At 54.4% G+C, this 24,904-nt stretch carries 21 protein-coding genes; 17 read left to right on the top strand and 4 right to left on the bottom strand.

Going from position 1 to position 24,904, the window contains the following annotated elements:
* Window positions 1–10 precede the first annotated feature (10 nt).
* Window positions 11–460, top strand: coding sequence for a flavodoxin (locus OCH02_RS23245; RefSeq protein WP_017893795.1), 450 nt, complete (start codon window positions 11–13; stop codon window positions 458–460).
* Between the two features lie 161 nt (window positions 461–621).
* Here OCH02_RS23245 and OCH02_RS23240 read toward each other — a convergent pair whose 3' ends face one another.
* The 4 genes from OCH02_RS23240 to map form a co-directional block, all read right to left on the bottom strand.
* A complete protein-coding gene (locus OCH02_RS23240) occupies window positions 622–1,011 on the bottom strand; it encodes a DUF3461 family protein (protein WP_006318690.1) in 390 nt (129 codons plus the stop codon).
* A 129-nt stretch (window positions 1,012–1,140) separates the two neighbouring features.
* Window positions 1,141–1,965: a 2,3,4,5-tetrahydropyridine-2,6-dicarboxylate N-succinyltransferase gene (gene dapD / locus OCH02_RS23235; protein ID WP_012146497.1), complete on the bottom strand. Its 825-nt coding sequence runs from the start codon at window positions 1,963–1,965 to the stop codon at window positions 1,141–1,143.
* 167 nt (window positions 1,966–2,132) lie between these two features.
* Entirely contained in the window at window positions 2,133–4,811 is a 2,679-nt protein-coding gene (gene glnD, locus OCH02_RS23230) for a bifunctional uridylyltransferase/uridylyl-removing protein GlnD (protein ID WP_261110352.1), read from the bottom strand.
* A gap of 74 nt (window positions 4,812–4,885) precedes the next feature.
* Window positions 4,886–5,680 carry a type I methionyl aminopeptidase gene (map, locus tag OCH02_RS23225; protein WP_012146495.1) on the bottom strand — a complete coding sequence of 265 codons (795 nt, stop codon included), beginning with the start codon at window positions 5,678–5,680 and terminating at the stop codon, window positions 4,886–4,888.
* Between the two features lie 356 nt (window positions 5,681–6,036).
* Between map and rpsB the strand changes: the two genes are divergently transcribed.
* From rpsB to dnaE, 16 genes are all read left to right on the top strand, one after another.
* Window positions 6,037–6,762, top strand: coding sequence for a 30S ribosomal protein S2 (rpsB, locus tag OCH02_RS23220; protein ID WP_020828365.1), 726 nt, complete (start codon window positions 6,037–6,039; stop codon window positions 6,760–6,762).
* A gap of 254 nt (window positions 6,763–7,016) precedes the next feature.
* On the top strand, window positions 7,017–7,868 hold the full coding sequence (tsf, locus tag OCH02_RS23215) for a translation elongation factor Ts (RefSeq protein WP_012146493.1): 852 nt from the start codon (window positions 7,017–7,019) through the stop codon (window positions 7,866–7,868).
* A 148-nt stretch (window positions 7,869–8,016) separates the two neighbouring features.
* A complete protein-coding gene (gene pyrH, locus OCH02_RS23210; protein WP_004952223.1) occupies window positions 8,017–8,742 on the top strand; it encodes a UMP kinase in 726 nt (241 codons plus the stop codon).
* A gap of 123 nt (window positions 8,743–8,865) precedes the next feature.
* Entirely contained in the window at window positions 8,866–9,423 is a 558-nt protein-coding gene (gene frr / locus OCH02_RS23205) for a ribosome recycling factor (protein WP_135317747.1), read from the top strand.
* A gap of 155 nt (window positions 9,424–9,578) precedes the next feature.
* On the top strand, window positions 9,579–10,775 hold the full coding sequence (gene ispC / locus OCH02_RS23200) for a 1-deoxy-D-xylulose-5-phosphate reductoisomerase (protein ID WP_261433168.1): 1,197 nt from the start codon (window positions 9,579–9,581) through the stop codon (window positions 10,773–10,775).
* 278 nt (window positions 10,776–11,053) lie between these two features.
* Window positions 11,054–11,812: a (2E,6E)-farnesyl-diphosphate-specific ditrans,polycis-undecaprenyl-diphosphate synthase gene (ispU, locus tag OCH02_RS23195; protein WP_261433166.1), complete on the top strand. Its 759-nt coding sequence runs from the start codon at window positions 11,054–11,056 to the stop codon at window positions 11,810–11,812.
* A 9-nt stretch (window positions 11,813–11,821) separates the two neighbouring features.
* Complete coding sequence (cdsA, locus tag OCH02_RS23190) at window positions 11,822–12,670, top strand: phosphatidate cytidylyltransferase (RefSeq protein ID WP_261433164.1); 849 nt, start codon at window positions 11,822–11,824, stop codon at window positions 12,668–12,670.
* A 28-nt stretch (window positions 12,671–12,698) separates the two neighbouring features.
* Window positions 12,699–14,054 (top strand): sigma E protease regulator RseP, encoded by a 1,356-nt coding sequence (gene rseP / locus OCH02_RS23185; RefSeq protein WP_261433163.1) that lies wholly within the window; start codon window positions 12,699–12,701, stop codon window positions 14,052–14,054.
* Between the two features lie 35 nt (window positions 14,055–14,089).
* Entirely contained in the window at window positions 14,090–16,495 is a 2,406-nt protein-coding gene (bamA, locus tag OCH02_RS23180; RefSeq protein WP_261433162.1) for an outer membrane protein assembly factor BamA, read from the top strand.
* Window positions 16,496–16,654: 159 nt separating this feature from the next.
* The gene (gene skp / locus OCH02_RS23175; protein ID WP_112347219.1) at window positions 16,655–17,152 is read left to right on the top strand and encodes a molecular chaperone Skp; all 498 of its coding nucleotides are present in this window, start codon (window positions 16,655–16,657) and stop codon (window positions 17,150–17,152) included.
* Between the two features lie 4 nt (window positions 17,153–17,156).
* Window positions 17,157–18,179, top strand: a complete 1,023-nt coding sequence (gene lpxD, locus OCH02_RS23170; RefSeq protein WP_261433161.1) for a UDP-3-O-(3-hydroxymyristoyl)glucosamine N-acyltransferase — start codon at window positions 17,157–17,159, stop codon at window positions 18,177–18,179.
* A gap of 161 nt (window positions 18,180–18,340) precedes the next feature.
* Window positions 18,341–18,796, top strand: coding sequence for a 3-hydroxyacyl-ACP dehydratase FabZ (gene fabZ, locus OCH02_RS23165; RefSeq protein WP_006327526.1), 456 nt, complete (start codon window positions 18,341–18,343; stop codon window positions 18,794–18,796).
* A 3-nt stretch (window positions 18,797–18,799) separates the two neighbouring features.
* Window positions 18,800–19,588, top strand: a complete 789-nt coding sequence (lpxA, locus tag OCH02_RS23160) for an acyl-ACP--UDP-N-acetylglucosamine O-acyltransferase (RefSeq protein WP_261433160.1) — start codon at window positions 18,800–18,802, stop codon at window positions 19,586–19,588.
* Window positions 19,589–19,591: 3 nt separating this feature from the next.
* The gene (gene lpxB, locus OCH02_RS23155; protein ID WP_261433159.1) at window positions 19,592–20,740 is read left to right on the top strand and encodes a lipid-A-disaccharide synthase; all 1,149 of its coding nucleotides are present in this window, start codon (window positions 19,592–19,594) and stop codon (window positions 20,738–20,740) included.
* Entirely contained in the window at window positions 20,737–21,330 is a 594-nt protein-coding gene (gene rnhB / locus OCH02_RS23150) for a ribonuclease HII (protein WP_261433158.1), read from the top strand. Before lpxB ends, rnhB begins: the two co-directional genes overlap by 4 nt.
* An 83-nt stretch (window positions 21,331–21,413) precedes the next feature.
* A complete protein-coding gene (gene dnaE / locus OCH02_RS23145; RefSeq protein ID WP_261093611.1) occupies window positions 21,414–24,902 on the top strand; it encodes a DNA polymerase III subunit alpha in 3,489 nt (1,162 codons plus the stop codon).
* The last annotated feature ends 2 nt before the right edge of the window (window positions 24,903–24,904 follow it).

Here is a 24,904-nt window from a genome sequence, read left to right as displayed (position 1 = left end):
AGTAGGGGCAATGGCTCAGGTTGGAATCTTCGTGGGAACGGTCTACGGCAACGCATTATTGGTGGCGGAAGAGGCTGAAACTATCCTCAGTGAGCAGGGCCACGAGGTCAAACTGTTTGAAGAAGGCACGCTTGAGGCCTGGCAGTTTTACCGTCAGCACTACGCGCTGGTGATTACTTCAACGACCGGCCAGGGTGATTTGCCGGACAGCATTGCACCGTTGTTTCACGCTATCCGTGACCAGGTCGGCTACCAGCCGGAGCTGCGCTATGGGCTGATCGCACTGGGTGACAGCAGCTACGACAATTTCTGCGGTGCCGGGCGTGCGTTTGATGCGTTACTGCAGGAGCAAGGGGCCACCCGCGTGGGTGAAGTGCTGGAAATTGATGCAATGGAACAGCCTGAACCGGAAGTGGTTTCTTGCCCATGGGTCGAGAAATGGGGTACGTTGCTGAAATAGATTTACCCGTCGCCTTTCAAGTTGCAGCGTTGTTAGCTGCACTTGCACACCCCAGTTACTTACTTAAGTAAGCTCCTGGGGATGAGCAAGTTGGCTGCCTAGCTGCAACTCGAAATTCATAGGGTAAAAATGAAGTCCAGTAGATCCAGTTCGCTGAACTCTTACTTACCGCGAGTCAGTTTTTCCAGATCGGATTCAATCTCGGCAATCTTGTGGGAGACCACGCCTTCCAGATGACGCAGGTCATCAAGAATTTTGCGCTTCAGATCGACTTCCACCTGATCGCGCTGGCATAGCTGATCCAATTCATCAATGACGTAGCGAAGGTTCGGGTTAATTTCGTGGATTTCTTTGTAACCCTGGCCGGCATTGTCCGCGACGACCGTTTTGCGCTGGCGCGGATATTTGAATTTCACGCTCTTGGCAAAGAATTCGCCTTTATCCTTGCGGAAATAAATCTTAAGAATGTCGTTATTGGCCTCCTGACGCAGGCTATAGCGATCGACATCTTCCGGTTGATTGATTCCTAAGCTTTTCAGGTTGTCATACATAATAGCGCCACCTTATAAATAGACTATATTCCACGGTCTGGGATTATGGCGAATAACCGCGCCAGAGACTGTGACTGCTCACGTAATGAAGACAAAAAAATAGCGGGTGATTCACCCGCTATATTCAGCTTAGTCGATGGTACGTAATAACTCATTAATGCCGACTTTACCGCGCGTCTTGGCATCGACTTTCTTGACGATTACTGCGCAATACAGGCTGTAAGAGCCATCTTTGGACGGCAGGTTACCGGAAACCACTACCGAACCGGCCGGTACGCGGCCGTAGTGCACTTCGCCGGTTTCACGGTCGTAAATGCGGGTGCTCTGGCCCAGGTACACGCCCATGGAGATCACTGAACCTTCTTCCACGATCACGCCTTCAACCACTTCTGAACGCGCACCGATAAAGCAGTTGTCTTCAATGATGGTCGGGTTGGCCTGCAGTGGCTCCAGTACGCCACCGATGCCGACGCCGCCGGACAGGTGAACGTTTTTGCCGATCTGCGCGCAAGAGCCGACGGTTGCCCAGGTATCCACCATGCTGCCTTCGTCAACGTAGGCACCGATGTTCACGTAGGATGGCATCAATACGGTATTGCGGGCGATGAACGCACCCTGGCGAACGGTGGCTGGCGGTACCACGCGGAAGCCTTCTTTCTGGAAGCGCGCTTCGTCGTAATCGGCAAACTTCATCGGGACTTTGTCGTAATAACGGGTTTCGGCACCGTCCATCACTTTGTTGTCATTGATGCGGAAAGAAAGCAGCACGGCCTTTTTCAGCCACTGATGCGTTACCCACTGACCGTCAATCTTCTCGGCAACGCGCAGGGCGCCGCTGTCCAGCAGGGCGATCACCTGGTTTACCGCTTCGCGCGTTACGGTGTCTGCGTTCGCCGGGGTGATTTCCGCACGGCGTTCGAAGGCGTTTTCAATAACGTTTTGTAATTGCTGCATGCTGTTTTCTGTCCTGATGTTGTCTACGAAAAAGTTACTTGTATCCCGTCATACTTGAAGCTGCACCGGTGTTAGCTGCGTGCGTTCACCCCAGTCACTTACTTGAGTAAGTTCTTGGGGACTCCCACTTTGGCTGCCTTGATGCAACTCCAATTATTTAGGGTATATCACATTTTATCGTTTGGATTGAGGGCCTCTGTCAACCGTTGTTCCAACTTTCTGCGCGTTTCCGGGTTAAGGGCGCGTCGATCGCTGTCGGCCAGAATAAATAAATCCTCAACCCGCTCGCCGATAGTGGAGATGCGAGCGCCATGCAGCGACAGGCCGAGATCGGCGAAGACTTCACCCACCCGAGCCAACAGACCTGGCTGGTCGAGTGCGGTCAGTTCCAGATAGCTGCGGCGGTCGGTATGGGTCGGCAGGAAGCTGACTTCGGTCGGCACGCTAAAATGACGCAGCTTGGAAGACGGCCGGCGCACGCGCGGTGGCTGATACTCCCGCTGGGTAATGGCCTGCAACAGGGCGTGGCGGATCGCCGTGTGGCGGTCCTGGGCCAGCGGGCTGCCGTCCGGTTCCAGCACGATAAAGGTATCCATTGCCATGCCGTCACGGTTAGTGAAGATCTGTGCGTCATGTACGCTCAGATTACGGCGATCCATCTCACCGGCCACGGCGGCAAACAGGTAAGGGCGGTCCGGGCTCCAGATGAAAATTTCGGTGCCGCCGCGCGTTGCCTGCCGGCTGACCAGCACCAACGGCTTGGTGGAATCATGGGCCAGCAAATGGCGTGCATGCCAGGCCAACTGGTTGGGTGAATGACGCAGGAAGTAGTCGGCGCGACAGCGGCTCCAGATGCGGTGCAGCGCTTCCTCGTCGATATTGTCCATGCGCAGCAACGCCAAAGCCTGCAGGCGATGATGACGTACGCGCTCGCGCAGGTCCGGGCTGTTTTGCATGCCGCGGCGCAGCTGTTTTTCGGTGGCAAAATACAGCTCACGCAGCAGGCTCTGTTTCCAACTGTTCCACAGGGTTTCGTTGGTGGCGCAAATATCTGCCACCGTCAGGCAGACCAGATAGCGCAGTCGGGTTTCGCTCTGTACTTCGGCGCTGAACTGCTGAATAACGGTCGGATCCTGAATGTCGCGGCGTTGGGCGGTCACCGACATCAGCAGATGACAACGCACCAGCCAGGCGACCAGTTGGGCTTCGCGGGAATTCAGTCCATGGACTTCGGCAAACTCCAACACGTCCTGCGCACCGAGGATCGAATGGTCGCCGCCGCGTCCTTTGGCGATATCGTGGAACAGTGCGGCCAGCAGCAGCAGTTCCGGATTCGGCAGGCGCGGATACAGCTCGACACACAACGGATGACGCGGCCGCGTTTCGGCATCGGCAAAGCTTTCCAGCTTTTGCAGGACGCGAATGGTGTGTTCGTCGACGGTGTAGGCGTGGAACAGATCAAACTGCATTTGCCCGACGATTTTGCCCCACTGCGGCATATAGGCCCACAGCACGCTGTGGCGGTGCATCGGCACCAACGCCCGTGAGACCGCGCCTGGATGGCGCAAAATGGCCATAAACAGTTCGCGTGCCTCAGGAATGGTGCACAGCGGCTGTTTCAAATGGCGGCGCGCATGACGCAGTTGGCGCACGGTGGTGGAATAAATGCCTTTGATCTCGCGGTTGCGTACCATCAGGTAGAACATCCGCATAATGGATTCCGGCTGGCGGATAAACAGCGTTTCATCACGCAGATCGATCAGATCACCGCGCAGTTGGAAATCGTCGTTCAGCGGACGTGGTTTTTCCGTCGCATCCAGCGCCAGAATTGCCTCGTCGAACAGCTGCAGCAGCATATGATTCAGCTCGCCGACGCGGCGCGTCATGCGATAAAAATCCTTCATCATGCGTTCAACCGGTTCGTTGCCTTCCCCCTCATAACGCAGCAACTGTGCCACGTTGAGCTGGCGATCGAACAGCAAACGGTTATCGTAGCGCGGCAACACCAGGTGCAGTGCAAAGCGGATACGCCACAGGAAGCTCTGGCATTCGTTCAGTTCGTTGCGCTCGGCCTGAGTGAGAAAGCCGAAGCCGACCATTTCGTCCAGCGAGGTGGCGCCAAAGTGACGACGCGCGACCCACAGCAAGGTGTGAATATCGCGCAGGCCGCCGGGGCTGCTCTTGATATCCGGTTCCAGGTTGTAGCTGGTGCCGTGGTATCGCTGATGGCGTTCCTGCTGCTCAACCACCTTGGCGTGGAAAAATTGCGGGGAGGGCCAGAAGCCATCGCTGAAGATATGTTTTTGCATTTGCAGAAACAGCGCGACATCGCCGCAGATCATCCGCGATTCAATCAGGTTGGTGGCGACGGTCAGGTCCGCCAGCCCTTCCAGCAGGCATTCTTCCAGCGTTCGCACACTGTGGCCGACTTCCAGCTTCAGATCCCACAGCAGGGTGATAAATTCCCCCACGCGTTGGGATTGCTGTTCATTCAGCCGGCGCTGGCTGAGCACCAGCACGTCAATGTCCGAGAGCGGGTGCAGCTCACCACGGCCATAGCCGCCAACGGCAACCAGCGCGGTTTCCGGAATATCCTCGAACCCGTAGAAGCCCCACAGACGGCGCAGCAGGCGGTCGATAAAGTCACTGCGGGCCGCCACCAGGCTTTCGGCGCTGGAACCGGCGTTGAACGCTGCCGCCAGCCATAACTGGAACTGCTCCAGGCGTTGTTTCAGCGCGATGCAGTTAATCTCCTCATCGCCATAGGCGTTGGGATATTCAGGCTGCACCGGTACGGCCTGTGGCGAAATGACCGAGGTGTCTTGTTGGCGAAAGTTTTCAGACATAATACGCAGCCCATAAAAAAGGCCGGCAAAAGCCGGCCTGTGACATCATGCATCGCGGCAAAACGCCGCGGCGCTTACATCTCGTGCGTAATGATGTTGGGGATGGTGTCATCCTTGCGCAACGTCATTATCTCGCAGCCGTTATCCGTGACCACAATAGTATGCTCATACTGCGCCGACAAGCTGCGATCCTTAGTTTTTACCGTCCAGCCGTCTTTCATGGTGCGAATGCGGTAATCACCGGCATTGACCATCGGTTCGATGGTGAAGGCCATACCTGCCTGCAACACCACACCGCCGTCGTCAGCGTCATAGTGCAGCACCTGCGGTTCCTCGTGAAACACTTCGCCAATGCCGTGGCCACAGTACTCGCGAACCACTGAGAAATTCTCGGCCTCGACGAATTTCTGGATTTCTTTGCCCAGCGTGCGCAGGCGGATACCCGGTTTCACCATTTTCAGCGACAGATACAGGCTTTCCTGAGTGATGCGACACAGGCGCTCGCCCAGAATGGTCGGTTTGCCGGCGATGAACATTTTAGACGTGTCACCGTGGAAACCGTCTTTGATGACGGTAACGTCGATATTAACGATGTCGCCGTCTTTCAGGACTTTGTCATCGCTAGGGATGCCGTGGCAGACCACTTCATTCACCGAGATACACACGGATTTCGGGAAGCCGTGGTAGCCCAGACAGGCAGAGATCGCCTGCTGCTGGTTGGTGATGTGATCGTGACAGATACGATCCAGTTCGCCGGTGGTCACGCCAGGTTTGACGTGCGGCTCAATGATTTCCAACACTTCGGCAGCCAATCGGCCGGCGACGCGCATTTTTTGGATGTCATCAGGTGTTTTAATTGAGATTGCCATGAAATTCGTCCGCAGGTGTCGTGCTCGCCGACAACAGAAAGAAATAAGAAGCAGTCTCTTATGGTATCAGCCCGGCCTGAGGCTGCCAAATTTGATTTCTCGCAGACCTTTCCCCGGCAACAAAAGTTGGTGTCTGGGGTGGGTTTATGGTATAAAGCGCGCCGGCAGATCCGCACATCTTCCTTGTGATAATGGCGGAATAGGCCGAAAATACTTTAACTGCACTCACTTTGTGTAAATAACACACACGTATCGGCACATCCGCCGGGGTGCCCTGAGGTGATTTTTCATCGCCAGGGTCGGCGTTATGGGATACGTGGAGGCATAACCCCAACTAACTCTATAGAGGTTTAATCATGGCAACTGTTTCCATGCGCGACATGCTCCAGGCCGGTGTACACTTTGGTCACCAGACCCGTTACTGGAACCCGAAAATGAAGCCTTTCATCTTCGGCGCACGTAACAAGGTTCACATCATCAACCTGGAAAAAACTGTACCAATGGCCAACGCAGCACTGGCTGAACTGACCAAGATCTCTTCCCGTAAAGGTAAGATCCTGTTCGTTGGTACTAAGCGCGCAGCAAGCGAAGCGGTAAAAGAATATGCTAACACCTGCGATCAGTTCTTCGTGAACCATCGCTGGTTGGGCGGCATGCTGACTAACTGGAAAACCGTTCGTCAGTCAATCAAGCGTTTGAAAGATCTGGAAATCCAGTCTCAAGATGGCACCTTTGACAAGCTGACCAAGAAAGAGGCGCTGATGCGTACTCGCGAACTGGCCAAGCTGGAAAACTCCCTGGGTGGTATCAAGGACATGGGTGGTCTGCCTGACGCTCTGTTCGTAATCGATGCTGATCACGAACACATCGCGATCAAAGAAGCCAACAACCTGGGTATCCCGGTATTCTCTATCGTTGATACCAACTCCGATCCAGACGGCGTTGACTTCATCATCCCTGGTAACGACGATGCAATCCGTGCAATCAAATTGTACCTGACTGCCGTTGCTGCCGCCGTCCGTGAAGGTCGTTCTCAAGATCTGGCCGTTCAAGCGGAAGAAAGCTTCGTAGAAGCTGAATAATAAGGCAAGCTCGTCACTGAGCCCTTATTAACCAGGTATTGAATATGTTGGTTAGGGGGGCCTTTATAGGCTCCCTTTGCTTATCTGAATGAGAACCATACCCAATAGATTTCGAGTTGTGACAAGGCGGCAACTGAACGAATCCCCCGGAACTTACGCCTGTAAGTGACTGGGGTGAGAGACGGCAGCCAACGCAGTAGCAGCTCGAAAGATGAAGGGTAAATCTCCACGCGAGATAACCGAGGAATAAAGAAATGGCTGATATTACCGCTGCTCTGGTAAAAGAACTGCGTGAGCGTACTGGCGCTGGCATGATGGATTGTAAAAAAGCTCTGGTTGAGTCTAACGGCGACATCGAGCTGGCAATCGAAAATATGCGTAAATCTGGTGCGATCAAAGCGGCTAAAAAAGCAGGCAACGTAGCTGCTGACGGCGTGATCAAAACCAAGATTGAAGGCAACTACGGTCTGATCCTGGAAGTTAACTGCCAGACTGACTTCGTCGCTAAAGATGCCGGTTTCCAGGCATTCGCTGACAAAGTGCTGGATGCTGCTTTTGCTGGCAAAATCACTGACGTTGAAGTGTTGAAAGCACAGTTCGAAGAAGAACGTGTAGCGCTGGTTGCAAAAATCGGTGAGAACATCAACATCCGTCGCGTTGCTTCCCTGGAAGGCGAAGTGCTGGGTAGCTACCTGCACGGTGCGCGTATCGGCGTTCTGATCGCAGCTACCGGTGCTGACGAAGAGCTGGTTAAGCAAATTGCCATGCACGTTGCGGCAAGCAAGCCTGAATTCGTTAAGCCTGAAGACGTGTCTGCTGAAGTGGTAGAAAAAGAGTACCAGGTTCAGTTGGACATCGCCATGCAGTCTGGCAAGCCGAAAGAAATCGCTGAGAAAATGGTTGAAGGCCGCATGAAGAAATTCACCGGCGAAGTTTCCCTGACCGGTCAGCCTTTCGTTATCGAACCAAGCAAAACCGTTGGCCAGGTGCTGAAAGAGCACAACGCTGACGTGGTTAACTTCATCCGCTTCGAAGTGGGCGAAGGCATCGCTAAAGTTGAGAATGACTTTGCTGCTGAAGTTGCAGCAATGAGCAAGCAGTCTTAATGACTGTTAATGGGGCCGCCGTCTGGCGGTTCCATTTTATCCAGCCAGAATTACACCGGTGGCAAGCCCTGTGGCATGATACACAGCACAGGCGCGTTTCATCGGCTGAAATCCCCAATACTAATACTGCTTCTTAGGACAGATCACCATGGCAACCAATGCAAAACCCGTATATCAGCGTATTCTGCTTAAACTGAGTGGCGAAGCCCTGCAAGGTGCAGAAGGTTTTGGTATCGACGCTAGCGTTTTGGATCGCATGGCTCAGGAAGTTAAAGAGCTGGTCGAACTGGGAATTCAGGTCGGTGTAGTTATTGGCGGCGGTAACCTGTTCCGCGGCGCGGGCCTGGCACAAGCCGGCATGAACCGCGTAGTGGGCGACCACATGGGAATGCTGGCTACCGTGATGAACGGCTTGGCTATGCGTGATGCACTGCACCGTGCCTATGTGAACGCTCGCCTGATGTCGGCAATTCCGTTGAACGGCGTGTGCGACAACTACAGCTGGGCCGAGGCGATCAGCCTGCTGCGTAATAATCGCGTGGTGATCTTCTCCGCCGGTACCGGCAACCCGTTCTTCACTACTGATTCTGCGGCGTGCCTGCGCGGGATTGAGATTGAAGCGGATGTGGTATTGAAAGCGACTAAAGTGGATGGTGTATACTCCGCTGACCCGGTTAAAAATCCGGATGCCACACTGTACGAACATATAACCTATCAGGACGTGTTGGAACGTGAGCTGAAAGTGATGGATCTGGCGGCATTTACGCTGGCTCGCGATCACGGTCTGCCAATCCGCGTATTCAACATGAACAAGCCGGGTGCGCTGCGCCGGGTAGTGATGGGTGAAAACGAAGGCACGCTGATCAGCAAATAAGGCGGGTCTGCAAAATTTAGCGGGAGCGGGTGACGCCAGGCGTAGCGCGCTTTCCTTGAGTAAAATTCACGGGCTATACTGTGGTATGGCCTGCCAAGTATCCAGCTTTCAAGGGTTCGCAACGTGATTAATGAAATCAGAAAAGATGCTGATTCACGCATGGAAAAAAGCGTAGAAGCATTCAAAAACCAAATCAGTAAAATTCGTACCGGCCGTGCTTCTCCAAGCATCCTGGACGGCATCATGGTGGAATACTATGGTTCCGCCACGCCGCTGCGTCAGCTGGCCAGTGTGACCGTTGAAGACTCCCGTACTTTGGCCATCAACCTGTTTGATCGCTCCCTGGGTTCAGCGGTAGAAAAAGCCATTATGGCCTCAGACCTCGGCCTGAACCCAAGCTCAGCCGGTAGCGTGATCCGCGTTCCTCTGCCTCCGTTGACGGAAGAGCGTCGTAAAGACCTGATCAAGGTAGTACGTAACGAAGCAGAACAGGGCCGTGTAGCAGTGCGTAACGTGCGCCGTGATGCCAACGACAAAGTTAAAGCGCTACTGAAAGACAAAGAAATCAGCGAAGATGAAGATCGTCGTTCACAGGATGACGTTCAGAAACTGACTGATGCCTATATCAAACTGCTGGATGCCGCTCTGGCGGAAAAAGAAAAAGAGCTGATGGATTTCTAATCAGCACCGCGCAGAAAAAGCGTCGCCTGGGCGGCGCTTTGTTTTTTGTGGCGCAGATCCCGTTTCATCGTACTGATTGATCATGGACAAGTGGTGGCCAAGGTTACACACTGGAGCACCTCCGATCTCATCAGACAGTTATTCAGAGTGAGCTCATGAAGCAACTGACTATTCTTGGTTCCACCGGCTCAGTGGGGACCAGTACCCTGGCCGTGGTCAGGGAAAATCTCGACCGTTTTGCGATTAAAGCGCTGGTTGCCGGCCGCAATGTAGCGGTCATGGCGCAACAGTGCATCGAGTTTCGCCCGGCCTATGCCGCGATGGCGGACGAAGGCGCTGCGCGTGAACTGCGTACTCTGTTGGCGGAAAATGGTATTGCCACCGAGGTGATGGCGGGCGAACAGGCGGCCTGTGAGTTGGCGGCATTGGACGACGTCGACCAAGTCACGGCTGCCATTGTTGGCGCTGCCGGACTGCTGCCAACGCTGGCGGCAATTCGTGCCGGCAAGCAGGTGCTGCTGGCGAACAAAGAATCGCTGGTCACCTGCGGGCGTCTGTTTATGGACGCGGTGCAACAGAGCAAGACGCAGTTACTGCCGCTCGACAGCGAACATAACGCCATTTTTCAGAGTTTGCCTGAGAGCATTCAGCGTCAGTTGGGATACTCTTCATTAGAGAGTCATGGTGTGTCGCGCATCGTGCTTACCGGTTCCGGCGGCCCTTTCCGTACTACGCCGTTGGAGCAGTTCGCCACGATGACGCCGGATCGGGCCTGTGCCCACCCAAATTGGTCGATGGGGCGCAAGATCTCGGTAGACTCCGCCACCATGATGAACAAAGGACTGGAATATATCGAGGCCCGCTGGCTGTTTAACGCCTCGGCCGAACAAATGGAAGTGATTCTGCATCCGCAGTCGGTGATCCACTCGATGGTTCGTTACACCGATGGCAGCGTGCTGGCCCAATTGGGCACGCCGGATATGCGTACGCCGATCGCCCATGCGATGGCTTACCCGCAGCGGGTTAATTCCGGTGTGGAAGCGCTGGATTTCTGCCGCATCGGCTCGCTGACCTTTGCCGAACCTGAACGGGAACGTTATCCCTGCCTGTATCTGGCCATTGAGGCCTTTGATGCGGGCCAGGCGGCAACTACCGTGCTGAACGCGGCCAACGAAGTGGCTGTGGCAGCTTTCCTGCAGGAACAGATTCGCTTTACCGATATTGCGACAGTGAACCAAAAAGCACTCGAACGGCTGTCACTGCCGGAACCGTCCTGCATTGATGCGGTCTTAGAAATAGATCGCCAGGCGCGAGAGGTTGCGGTTGGATTGGTTAAATCACTGTGTAACTGATACCGGCAATTATCCTATTTTGTTCGCAAATTACGCGTGCCGCAGTGGGGCAGTTTGTTCAGGCCTTGCTGAGGTGGTATAGTCTGCGCCACCTTTCAGCGGTTATACCGTTGAATTATGGCCTGATTGACATCTCGAAAGCCGGCAGCGCAGCGCAGATTATCGGCTGTCGCAGGGCAGACTGAAAAGCCGTGTCGGGCACACGGCTTTTTTTGCGCGTAAGGGCCTGATGTTCCGGAAGGGCAGTTGTATTTCTATTGAGGAAATAAGTACGAGTTATGTCGTCCGCAAATCAACAAGAGGCTAATCTGTCCACTCTGGGGCCACGGCATGTCGCCATTATTATGGACGGCAATGGGCGCTGGGCTAAGCGTCAGGGTAAGTTACGTGTCTTCGGTCATAAAGCAGGGGTGAAATCGGTACGTCGTGCGGTCAGTTTTGCCGCCAACAACCATTTAGATGCGCTCACGCTTTATGCCTTCAGCAGCGAGAACTGGAATCGTCCAGTGCAGGAAGTTTCTGCTTTGATGGAGCTTTTCGTCCGCGCCTTGGACAGTGAAGTAAAAAGCCTGCATAAACATAACGTCAGACTGCGAGTGATCGGCGACATCAGCCGTTTCAGCGCGCGTTTGCAGGAGCGGATCCGTCGCTCCGAGCAACTGACAGAAAATAACGATGGCCTGACGCTCAACATTGCTGCCAACTACGGCGGCCGTTGGGATATTATTCAGGGAGTAAGGGAACTGGCTGAGCAGGTGAAGGACGGTTCACTGCGTCCGGATCAAATCAGCGAAGAGTTACTGGGTGAGCGGATCTGCATGAACGATCTGTCGCCGGTGGATTTGGTGATCCGTACCGGTGGCGAACATCGCATCAGTAACTTCTTGCTGTGGCAAATTGCTTATGCCGAACTTTACTTTACTGATGTACTCTGGCCTGATTTTGATGAACTTGTCTTTGAAGGTGCGCTGAATGCATTTGCACAACGCGAGCGTCGCTTCGGGGGAACAACACCTATCGGCGCCAATGCGTCCTAGGGGGAACTTTTGCTGAAGTATCGCCTCATAACTGCTCTGATCTTAATTCCGATTGTTATCGCGGCGCTGTTTTTGCTGCCGCCGGTGGGCTTTGCCCTGGTAACACTCGTGGTGTGCATGTTAGCTGCCTGGGAGTGGGGCCAACTGGCCGGATTTACCTCCCGCTCGCAGCGTATCTGGTTGGCGATATTGTGCGGCTTCCTGCTGGCGTTGATGATGCTCAGTATTCCGGCCTATCATCAGTCGGTCCATTTACCTCAGGTAGGTGGGTCGCTGTGGCTGTCAATGGCCTGGTGGCTGGCGGCACTGCTGCTGGTGCTGTTCTATCCCGGCTCGGCTGCACTGTGGCGTAACTCACGCCCGATACGTTTGGTTTTCGGTCTGCTGACCATAGTGCCGTTCTTCTGGGGTATGCTATCGCTGCGTCAGTTCGGCTATGAACAAAACCACTTCACCGGTGCCTGGTGGCTGCTGTATGTGATGTTGCTGGTTTGGGGCGCAGATTCCGGTGCCTACATGTTCGGCAAACTGTTTGGTAAGCATAAGCTGGCCCCCAAAGTTTCTCCGGGGAAAACCTGGGAAGGGTTGGTCGGTGGCCTGATTACTTCGGCCCTGATATCCTGGCTGTTTGGTCGTTATGCCCCGCTCAATGTGGTGCCGACAACCTTACTGATTTGTTCGGTGATTGCCGTGCTGGCCTCCGTGCTGGGCGATCTTACCGAGAGCATGTTCAAACGCGAAGCGGGTATCAAAGACAGCGGCCATTTGATACCGGGTCATGGCGGCATACTGGATCGTATCGATAGCCTGACCGCAGCAGTGCCTGTATTTGCCTGCATGATGCTGTTAGTGTTTTAATCCGTCAATGGCGGGGAGTGAAGGGATTATGATCAGCGTGCTCTGGAACTTAGTCGCGTTTCTTGTTGCGCTCGGTGTATTGATCACCGTGCACGAGTTCGGGCACTTTTGGGTCGCCCGTCGCTGCGGCGTCCGTGTAGAACGCTTCTCCATCGGCTTTGGCCGTGCCTTATGGCGTCGTACCGATCGTCAGGGTACGGAGTATGTTGTTGCCCTGATCCCGCTTGGCGGCTACGTGAAGATGCTCGATGAGCGAGTTGATTCGGTCGCACCCGAACTCCGCCATCAGGCGTTTAACAACAAAACCGTTTGGCAGCGCGCCGCTATCATCAGTGCCGGTCCTATCGCCAATTTCCTGTTTGCTATCCTTGCTTACTGGCTGGTATTCATTATCGGCGTGCCCAGTTTCCGCCCGGTAATCGGTGAAATCGCTCCTCAATCGATTGCGGCCCACGCTGAAATTTCGCCTGGAATGGAACTTAAGTCCGTAGATGGCATCGAAACGCCTGATTGGGAATCAGTTCGTCTGGCACTGGTGGCGAAGATTGGCGACGCAGAAACCGCAGTAGGTATAGCGCCGTTTGGTTCTTCCACAGTGGTGACCAAAACCCTGGATTTGCGCCAGTGGAATTTTGAGCCGGACAAACAGGATCCCGTGGTGGCGTTGGGTATCATTCCACGCGGCCCGCAGATAGAATCTGTCCTTGCCGAAGTGCAGCCGGGGTCGGCAGCGCAAAAGGCGGGTTTACAAGCGGGGGACAGGATCGTTAAAGTCGATGGTCAGCTATTGGGTCGTTGGCAAACGTTGGTGAAACGGATACACAACGGTCCAGGGCAACCGCTGGCTTTAGAGATCGAAAGAAACGGTGCCCCCTTGTCTTTGACGCTGATACCGGATACAAAGCCGGTGGGAAAAGACAAATCGGTGGGTTTTGCCGGCATCATTCCGAAAGTGTTGCCGCTGCCGGACGAGTACAAGACGATTCGCCAGTATGGACCTTTCCCGGCGCTGTATCAGGCCGGGGACAAGACCTGGCAGCTTATGAGCCTTACGGTCAAAATGCTGGGTAAATTAATAACCGGTGATGTAAAGCTGAACAACCTGAGTGGCCCGATTTCGATTGCACAGGGAGCAGGGGCGTCAGCTGGGGTCGGGTTTGTGTATTATCTGATGTTTCTGGCGTTGATCAGTGTCAACCTGGGTATCATCAACCTGTTCCCATTACCGGTGTTAGATGGTGGGCATCTCCTCTTCCTGGCGATAGAAAAGCTGAAGGGTGGGCCGGTTTCCGAGCGAGTACAGGACTACAGTTACCGCATAGGTTCGATCGTGTTGGTGCTTTTAATGGGTCTTGCACTTTTCAATGATTTTTCTCGTCTTTAGGGGCGGGGATAGGTTAGGAAGAACGCATAACAACGATGGCGATGAAAAAGTTGCTCATAGCGTCGCTGCTGTTTGGCAGCGCCACCGTATACGGTGCAGACGGGTTCGTAGTGAAGGATATTCATTTCGAAGGCCTGCAGCGAGTCGCCGTCGGTGCGGCGTTACTCAACATGCCGGTTCGCGTAGGCGATACCGTCACTGACGATGATATCAGTAATACCATCCGTGCCTTGTTTGCCACTGGCAACTTCGAGGACGTTCGCGTGCTGCGCGATGGTAATACGCTGATTGTTCAGGTTAAGGAACGCCCTACCATTGCCAGCATCACTTTCTCCGGCAACAAGTCGGTGAAAGATGACATGCTCAAGCAAAATCTGGAAGCCTCTGGCGTCCGGGTTGGCGAAGCGCTCGACCGCACCACGATATCCAGCATTGAAAAAGGGCTGGAAGACTTCTACTACAGCGTCGGTAAATACAGTGCCTCGGTGAAAGCCGTTGTCACGCCATTGCCGCGTAACCGTGTTGACCTGAAACTGGTGTTCACGGAAGGGGTTTCCGCCAAAATTCAACAAATCAACATTGTCGGCAATCATGCCTTCACCAATGATGAACTGATTTCACGCTTCCAACTGCGTGATGAAGTGCCGTGGTGGAACGTGGTTGGCGATCGCAAATACCAGAAGCAAAAGCTGGCGGGTGACCTCGAAACCCTGCGCAGTTTCTATCTGGACCGCGGCTACGCGCGCTTTAATATTGATTCGACTCAGGTCAGCCTGACGCCGGACAAAAAAGGCATCTATATCACCATCAATATCACTGAAGGCGAGCAATACAAGCTCACTGACGTAGTGGTGAACGGTAATCTGGCCGGCCACTCGGCGGAAGTTGCCCAGTTGACCAAGATTGAGCCAGGTGAGCTTTATAACGGCAGTAAAGTGACCAAAATGGAAGACAACATCAAAACGATGTTGGGCCGTTACGGTTACGCTTACCCGCGTGTTTCTACCCAGCCTGAAATCAACGACGCGGATAAAACCGTGAAGCTGCACGTGAATATTGATGCGGGTAACCGTTTCTATGTCCGTCGCATTAAGTTTGAAGGCAACGACACCAGTAAAGATTCCGTACTGCGCCGTGAAATGCGTCAGATGGAAGGTGCGTGGCTGGGTAATGCTCAGGTAGAGCAGGGCAAAGAACGTCTGAACCGTTTAGGCTATTTTGAAACGGTAGATGTTGAAACCCAACGCGTGCCAGGTACTGCGGATCAGGTTGATGTCACCTATAAGGTGAAAGAACGTAACACCGGTACCTTCAACTTCGGCGTCGGCTACGGCACCGAGAGCGGCGTGAGCTTCCAGGCGGGTGTTCAGCAGGACAACTGGCTGGGGACCGGCTATTCCGTCGGCATCAGCGGTACCAAGAACGATTACCAGACTTACACCGAGCTGTCGGTAACCAACCCGTACTTCACCGTTGACGGTGTGAGTTTGGGTGGCCGTATCTTCTATAACGACTTTAAAGCCGATGACGCGGACCTGTCCGACTATACCAACAAGAGTTACGGTATAGACGGTACCCTGGGCTTCCCTATCAACGAGAACAACTCGTTGCGTACCGGCTTGGGTTATGTGCATAACGGCCTGTCGAACATGCAGCCGCAGATTGCCATGTGGCGTTATCTGGACTCGATGGGGCTGAACCCTAACACCACAGATCGTGCCAGCTATTCTGCCGATGACTTCACGCTGAACCTGGGTTGGACCTACAACAACCTTGACCGTGGCTATTTCCCAACCTCGGGTAACCGCACAACGCTCAATGGTAAAGTCACCATTCCAGGGTCAGATAACGAATACTACAAGTTGACGTTAGACAGCGTGCAGTATGTTCCGATCAATGATGACCGCACCTGGGTGCTGTTGGGTCGTGGCCGTCTGGGTTATGCAGATGGTCTGAGCGGCAAAGAAATGCCGTTCTACGAAAACTTCTATGCCGGTGGTTCCAGCACCGTGCGTGGTTTCGGCTCCAACACCATCGGTCCAAAAGCGGCATACTACAACTCCAACTCGTATAGCTGCAGTAACGGTACCCCGATTTGTAATTCGGACGACGCAGTGGGCGGTAACGCCATGGCTGTCGCCAGTATGGAGCTGATCACACCAACGCCATTCATCAGTGAGAAATACGCCAACTCAGTGCGTACTTCACTGTTCGTGGATGCAGGTACCGTGTGGGATACCAACTGGCAGAATACTGCTCAAACTAGCATGTACGATATTCCGGACTACAGTAAAGCGAGCAACATCCGCGTTTCTGCCGGTATCGCTTTGCAGTGGATGTCACCTTTGGGTCCGTTGGTATTCTCTTATGCCAACCCGATCAAGAAATACGAAGGCGACAAGTCCGAACAGTTCCAGTTTAACATTGGCAAGACCTGGTAACAGGTCCGGCTTCTGGGCATAGCAGTTATTAATAATCGCAAATGCCAGGCGCCCGTCAGAACACAGAGAGATGATTCTCATTGTTTTGCGGGATAAGTCTGGCAGATTGTGTACTTCAAGTGTCATATGACACAAATGGGTGATGGTAAGGAGTTTATAGTGAAAAAGTGGTTGTGTGCCGCAGGCCTCGGTTTAGCAATGGCTGCTTCAGCTGGCGTTCAGGCAGCAGATAAGATCGCTGTAGTTAACGTCTCCAGCATTTTCCAACAGTTGCCGGCTCGTGAAACCGTAGCTAAACAGCTGGAAAACGAGTTTAAAGGCCGTGCGGGTGAGCTTCAGAACATGGAGCGTAGCCTTCAGACCAAAATGCAACGTTTGCAGCGTGATGGCGCTACCATGAAAGCCAGCGATCGCAGCAAGATGGAAAAAGACGTGATGGCACAGCGCGAGCAGTTCTCTCAGAAAGCACAGGCTTTTGAGCAGGACAACCGTCGCCGTCAGATGGAAGAGCGTAACAAAATCCTGAGCCGTATTCAGGATGCTGTGAAATCTGTTGCCAGCAAAGAAGGCTACGACGTAGTTATCGATGCTAACGCTGTTGCCTATGCAGGGACTTCTAAAGACATCACTGCTGACGTGCTGAAACAGGTTAAATAACAACATGCCTTCAATTCGACTGGCTGATCTAGCGCAGCAGTTGGATGCACAATTGCACGGTGATGGCGATCTCGTCATCACCGGCATTGCTTCTATGCATTCGGCACAGGCTGGCCAAATCACGTTTTTGTCAAACAGCCGCTATCAAGAGCAGCTGGCTTCCTGCCAGGCAAGCGCAGTAGTGCTTACCGAGGCGGATTTACCACACTGCCGTTCTGCGGCGCTGGTGGTTAAAAACCCTTACCTGACTTACGCGCGCATGGCGCAACTGATGGATACCACGCCGTCCCCGGCTCAGGATATCGCGCCAAGCGCGGTTATCTCACCTGAAGCCACACTGGGTCAGCATGTTGCCATTGGTGCCAATGCGGTGATCGAGTCGGGCGCAGTCCTTGGCGATAACGTGATTATCGGCCCTGGATGCTTCATCGGCAAACGTGCGCGCATTGGCGCGGGTACGCGTCTGTGGGCGAACGTAACAATTTATCATGAAGTCGAGATCGGCCAACGCTGCCTGATCCAGTCAGGCACTGTGATTGGTGCTGATGGTTTCGGCTATGCCAACGAACGTGGTGAGTGGATAAAAATCCCTCAGTTGGGCACGGTAATTATCGGCGATCGCGTCGAGATTGGCGCTTGCACCACCATTGACCGCGGTGCGCTGGATAACACCCAGATCGGGAATGGTGTTATCATCGACAACCAATGCCAGATTGCACATAACGTGGTGATTGGCGACAATACTGCCGTTGCTGGCGGTGTTATCATGGCGGGCAGCCTGAAAATCGGCCGCTACTGCCAGATCGGCGGAGCCAGCGTGATCAACGGTCACATGGAGATCGCCGACAAGGTTGTTGTCACCGGAATGGGAATGGTTATGCGACCAATCACCGAACCTGGGGTATACTCTTCGGGCATTCCGTTACAACCCAACAAAGTTTGGCGTAAAACCGCTGCGTTGGTGATGAATATCGATGAGATTAGCAAGCGCTTAAAAGCTGTCGAACGAAAAGTCGGAAAAGACTAATCACTACCGCCCGCCTCGCTGGGTACAAAACGAAACGCGTTGGTCATGAGACCAAAAGCGCAAAGAGTTGTTAATTTGCGGCCTGCATGACTTCCTCCTTATTGGGGGCAGCGCAGGCCGTGTTGTTGATGCCATCAGTTTTTAGAGACAGGAAGAGTATTTTGACTACTGACACTCATACTCTGGATATTGCAGAAATTTTAGAGTTGCTTCCTCACCGTTACCCGTTCTTGCTGGTCGATCGCGTCCTCGAGTTTGAGGAACACAAATTCCTGCGTGCGGTGAAGAACGTATCTGTAAATGAGCCGTTTTTCCAGGGACACTTCCCTGGTAAGCCGATTTTCCCAGGCGTATTGATTCTGGAAGCCATGGCGCAGGCCACCGGTATTCTGGCGTTTAAAAGCGTCGGCAAACTGGAGCCGGGTGAGTTGTATTACTTTGCCGGTATCGACGAAGCCCGCTTCAAACGCCCGGTAGTGCCTGGTGATCAAATGATCATGGAAGTCACCTTTGAGAAAACTCGTCGTGGTTTGACGCGCTTTAAAGGCGTGGCGACCGTCGACGGCAAAATTGTCTGCGAAGCAACCATGATGTGTGCGCGCAGCCGGGAGTCTTAATCCGTGATTGACGAAACCGCCTTTATCCACCCTAGCGCAATAGTTGAAGAAGGTGCCATTATTGGCGCTGGCGCGCATATCGGTCCCTTCTGCTACGTCGGCTCCCAGGTGGAAATCGGCGCTGGCACGGTACTGAAGTCCCACGTTGTGGTGAACGGTATTACCAAGATTGGCCGCGATAATCAGATCTATCAGTTCGCCTCCATCGGTGAAGTGAATCAGGATCTGAAGTATGCGGGTGAACCAACACGCGTTGAAGTGGGCGACCGTAATCGCATCCGCGAAAGCGTCACCATCCATCGCGGCACAGCGCAGGGCACTGGCCTGACTAAAGTGGGCAGCGATAATCTATTGATGGTCAATACTCATATTGGGCATGACTGCGTGGTCGGTAACTTCTGCGTGCTGGCTAACAATGCCACGCTCGGCGGTCATGTTGAAATCGATGATCACGCTATTATCGGCGGCATGACGGCTATTCATCAGTTCTGCATTATCGGTGCGCATGCGATGGTTGGCGGTTGCTCCGGGGTTGCTCAAGACGTGCCTCCTTTCGTCATCGCACAAGGTAACCACGCTACACCATTCGGCGTTAACGCCGTTGGCCTGAAGCGTCGTGGTTTTGATAAGGATGAAATGCAGGCGATTCGTAATGCCTACAAGATCCTTTATCGCAGTGAAAAAACGCTGGATGAGGCGAAGACAGAAATCGAAACACTGGCTAAAGAACAGCCAGTGGTGCAGCAATACCTCGATTTCTTCACCCGTTCAACTCGCGGTATTATTCGCTGACCTATGCAAAATCGCCCATTGACTATCGGATTGGTCGCCGGAGAAACCTCCGGTGACATTCTTGGCGCCGGTTTAATTCGCGCGCTCAAGGCGCAGATCCCCGACGCGCGTTTTGTTGGCGTCGCCGGCCCGCTGATGCAGGCCGAAGGTTGCGAAACCTGGTACGAAATGGAAGAGCTGGCGGTAATGGGCGTGGTCGAGGTGCTTGAGCGCCTGCCACGCCTGTTAAAGATCCGTAAGGATCTTACCCGCCGGTTCAGCGATCTCGCGCCTGACGTGTTTGTGGGTATCGACGCGCCGGACTTCAATATCACCCTGGAAGGTCGCCTGAAACAGCGCGGCATCCGCACTATTCACTATGTCAGCCCGTCCGTTTGGGCCTGGCGTCAAAAGCGTGTTTTCAAAATAGGCAAAGCCACCGATCTGGTGTTGGCGTTTCTCCCTTTCGAAAAAGCGTTTTACGATCGTTTCAATGTTCCCTGTCGGTTTATTGGCCATACCATGGCCGACGCCATGCCGCTGCAACCGGACAAACAGGCTGCGCGCGCTAAACTGGGCATAGCCCCTGATGCGCGTTGTCTGGCTCTGCTGCCGGGCAGCCGCGGTGCTGAAGTCGAGATGCTTAGCGCTGACTTCCTGAAGACGGCCCAGTTGCTGCGTACCCGCTATCCGGAACTGGAACTGGTGGTGCCGTTGGTAAACGCCAAGCGACGCGAGCAGTTCGAACGCATCAAGGCGGAAGTGGCACCTGAGTTAAGGGTCCATTTGCTCAATGGCCAGGGCCGTGAGGCGATGATCGCCAGCGACGCAGCTTTACTGGCCTCAGGGACGGCGGCACTGGAGTGCATGCTGGCCAAATGTCCGATGGTGGTGGGTTACCGCATGAAGCCGTTTACCTTCTGGATAGCGCAGCGGTTGGTGAAGACACCCTATGTCTCACTGCCCAACCTGTTGGCCGGTCGTGAGATCGTCACCGAACTGTTACAGCACGACTGCGTGCCGGACAAGCTGGCGGCATCGGTCATGCCATTGCTGGAAGACAGCCCGCAAACCGACGAACTGAAACAGACTTTCCTAACCTTGCACCAAAGCATCCGTTGTGGTGCCGATGAACAGGCCGCTCAGGCTGTGTTGGAGCTGGCAAAAGCATGATTGAACCCTTCATTTATCCTGTCGCCACGATGATTGCCGGCGTGGACGAAGTCGGCCGTGGCCCTTTGGTCGGGGCGGTAGTGACCGCCGCAGTGATCCTCGATCCTGCGCGGCCAATCATTGGGCTGGCGGACTCGAAAAAACTCAGTGAAAAGCGCCGTCTGGCGCTGTATGACGAAATCGTCGAGAAGGCACTTTCCTGGAGTCTGGGGCGAGCCGAGCCGGACGAGATCGATCAACTGAATATTCTGCATGCCACCATGCTGGCGATGCAGCGAGCGGTCGCCGGATTGCATATCGCGCCGGACATGGTATTGATCGACGGTAACCGTTGTCCTAAATTACCAATGCGTTCGCAGGCGGTGGTGAAGGGAGATAGCCGCGTGGCAGAAATCAGCGCCGCGTCCATTCTGGCGAAGGTCACGCGTGACCGCGAAATGACCGAGTTGGATCAGGAATTCCCGGACTACGGCTTTGCGCAGCATAAAGGCTACCCAACCGCTTTCCATCTGGAGCGGCTGGCCGCGCTGGGTGCGACCGAGCATCATCGCCGCAGCTTTGCCCCGGTTAGAAGGGTGTTGGCGCTGTAACCTTCCGGCCCTAGCCGGGCCGGGCACGCGATAGAGTTAACCCGGGTTCAGTTTGCTGAGCCCCTAGATTCAGGTATCTGGATATGGCCGAACCTCGTTTTATTCACCTGCGCGTTCATAGTGACTACTCCATGATTGATGGATTAGCCAAGATCGGACCCTTGGTGAAAAGAGCCGCCGCGTTAGCCATGCCCGCTTTGGCAATTACCGACTTTACCAACCTGTGTGGTCTGGTGAAGTTTTATGGCAGCGCGCACGGCGCCGGGATCAAACCGATCATCGGCGCGGATTTTCATGTGCAAAGCGAAGTGCTGGGCGACGAGCTGGCGCAGCTCACCGTACTGGCCGCCAATAATGAAGGTTACCAAAACCTGACGCTGCTGATTTCCCGCGCCTATCAGCGCGGTTACGGCGCCGCCGGCCCAATAATCGATCGCGACTGGCTGATTGAGCACCGTGAAGGGCTTATTCTGCTCTCTGGTGCCCGTCAGGGCGACGTCGGCAAGTTTTTGCTGCGTGGCAACCAGCCTCAGGTGGAGCAGTGCCTGGAGTTTTATCAGCAGTACTTCCCCGACAGTTACTATCTCGAACTGATCCGTACCGGACGGCCGGACGAAGAAAACTACCTGCATGCAGCGGTAGCCCTGGCGACCGAACGTGGGCTGCCGGTAGTGGCCACCAACGATGTGCGTTTTCTGGTAGCGGATGACTTTGACGCCCATGAGATCCGCGTTGCCATCCACGACGGCTTCACGTTGGATGATCCCAAGCGCCCGCGTAACTATACCTCGCAGCAATACATGCGTGACGAGGACGAGATGTGTGAGCTGTTTGCCGACATCCCGGAGGCGTTGCTCAACAGCGTAGAGATCGCCAAGCGTTGTAACGTGACAATTCGCCTTGGCGAATACTTCCTGCCGCAGTTCCCAACCGGTGATATGACCACCGAAGACTTCCTGGTCCTTAAGTCGAAGGAAGGGCTGGAAGATCGACTGGAGTTCCTGTTCCCGGATCCGGAAGTGCGTGCTCAGCGCCGCCCTGAATACGACGAACGTCTGGATATTGAGCTGAAAGTAATTAACCAGATGGGCTTCCCGGGTTACTTCCTGATCGTGATGGAGTTCATCCAGTGGTCGAAAGACAACAACGTGCCGGTAGGACCAGGCCGTGGTTCTGGTGCCGGTTCACTGGTGGCTTATGCGCTGAAAATTACCGATCTTGATCCGCTGGAATTTGACCTGCTGTTCGAACGTTTCCTTAACCCGGAACGTGTTTCGATGCCCGACTTCGACGTCGACTTCTGCATGGAAAAACGCGATCTGGTGATTGATCACGTGGCGGAGATGTACGGCCGTGAGGCGGTATCCCAGATCATTACCTTCGGTACCATGGCGGCGAAGGCGGTTATTCGCGACGTGGGCCGCGTATTGGGGCACCCGTACGGCTTCGTCGATCGTATCTCCAAGTTGGTGCCACCCGATCCGGGCATGACGCTGGAGAAAGCCTTTGCCGCCGAGCCGCAGTTACCGGAAATTTACGAGGCCGATGAGGAAGTCAAAGCGCTGATCGACATGGCGCGCAAGCTGGAAGGGGTGACGCGTAACGCCGGTAAGCACGCCGGTGGTGTGGTGATCGCACCGACCAAAATCACTGACTTTGCACCCTTGTACTGCGATGCAGAAGGTCAGCATCCGGTAACCCAGTTCGACAAGAACGACGTGGAATATGCCGGGCTGGTGAAGTTCGACTTCCTGGGCCTGCGTACCCTGACCATCATCGACTGGGCGTTGGCGATGATCAACGCCCGCCGCGCGAAGACCGGGCTGGAACCGATCGATATCGCCGCTATCCCGCTCGAAGACAAGAAAAGCTTCGACATGCTGCAGCGTTCGGAGACCACTGCGGTCTTCCAGCTTGAATCACGCGGCATGAAAGATCTGATCAAACGCCTGAAGCCCGACTGCTTCGAAGATATGATCGCACTGGTGGCGCTGTTCCGCCCTGGGCCGCTGCAGTCTGGCATGGTAGATAACTTTATCGACCGTAAGCACGGTCGTGAAGAGATCTCTTACCCGGATATTCAGTGGCAGCATGAGTCGCTCAAACCGGTACTGGAACCTACCTATGGCATCATCCTGTACCAGGAACAGGTAATGCAGATTGCCCAGGTGCTGGCCGGCTATTCGCTGGGTGGCGCGGACATGTTGCGTCGTGCAATGGGTAAAAAGAACCCGGTCGAGATGGCCAAGCAGCGTGGCGGTTTCGAAGATGGGGCAAAATCACGCGGTATCGACGGTGAACTGTCGGTAAAAATCTTTGACCTGGTGGAGAAATTCGCCGGTTACGGCTTCAACAAATCGCACTCCGCTGCCTATGCGCTGGTGTCATACCAGACATTGTGGCTGAAGGCGCACTATCCGGCCGAGTTTATGGCGGCGGTAATGACCGCCGATATGGACAACACCGATAAGGTGGTGGGCCTGGTGGATGAATGCTGGCGTATGGGGTTGAAAATCCTGCCGCCGGACATCAACAGCGGGCAGTACCATTTCCACGTTAACGATGAAGGCGAGATCGTTTACGGCATCGGCGCTATCAAGGGCGTCGGGGAAGGGCCGATTGAAGCTATTCTTGAAGCGCGTAACAGTGGCGAGCAGGGCTATTTCAAAGATCTGTTTGACCTGTGCGCGCGCTCCGATATCAAAAAACTGAACCGCCGCATTCTGGAAAAGCTGATCATGTCCGGGGCATTCGACCGCCTTGGGCCGCATCGCGCTGCGCTGATGAATTCATTGGGCGATGCGCTGAAAGCGGCCGATCAGCATGCCAAAGCCGAAGCTATCGGCCAGGTGGACATGTTTGGCGTACTGGCGGAGGCGCCGGAGCAGGTGGAGCAATCCTACGCCAACGTGCCCCGCTGGCAGGAGCAGGTGGTGCTGGACGGTGAACGGGAAACGCTGGGGTTGTACCTCACCGGGCACCCGATCACCCAGTACCTGAAGGAAATCGAACGCTATGCCGGTGGCCAGCGTTTGAAAGATATGCACCCGACGGATCGGGGCAAGATGACGACCGCTGTTGGGCTGGTGATCGCCTCACGGGTTATGGTTACCAAGCGAGGTAATCGCATCGGAATTTGTACGCTGGATGACCGTTCAGGCCGTCTGGAAGTAATGTTATTCACCGATGCCTTAGAAAAATACCAGCATTTATTGGAAAAAGACCGTATCCTGATCGCCAGTGGACAGGTCAGCTTTGATGACTTTAGCGGTGGGCTTAAAATGACCGCCCGCGAGCTAATGGACATCAGTGAAGCCCGTGAAAAATACGCTCGCGGACTTGCTATCTCGCTGACGGACAGGCAAATTGATGACCAGCTTTTGAACCGTCTCCGTCAGTCTTTGGAACCCCATCGCTCGGGGACGATTCCAGTGCATCTTTACTATCAACGGGAAGATGCGCGGGCCAAGCTGCGTTTTGGCGCAACCTGGCGCGTGACGCCCACCGACCGCTTATTGATAGATTTGCGGACTTTGGTAGGTAATGAGCAGGTGGAACTGGAATTTGACTAAAA

This window comes from Serratia quinivorans, assembly GCF_946227985.1.
Lineage (GTDB): Bacteria > Pseudomonadota > Gammaproteobacteria > Enterobacterales > Enterobacteriaceae > Serratia > Serratia quinivorans_A.
The sequence above is the reverse complement of the archived record's forward strand: the minus strand, read 5'-3'. Positions and strand labels throughout refer to the sequence as shown.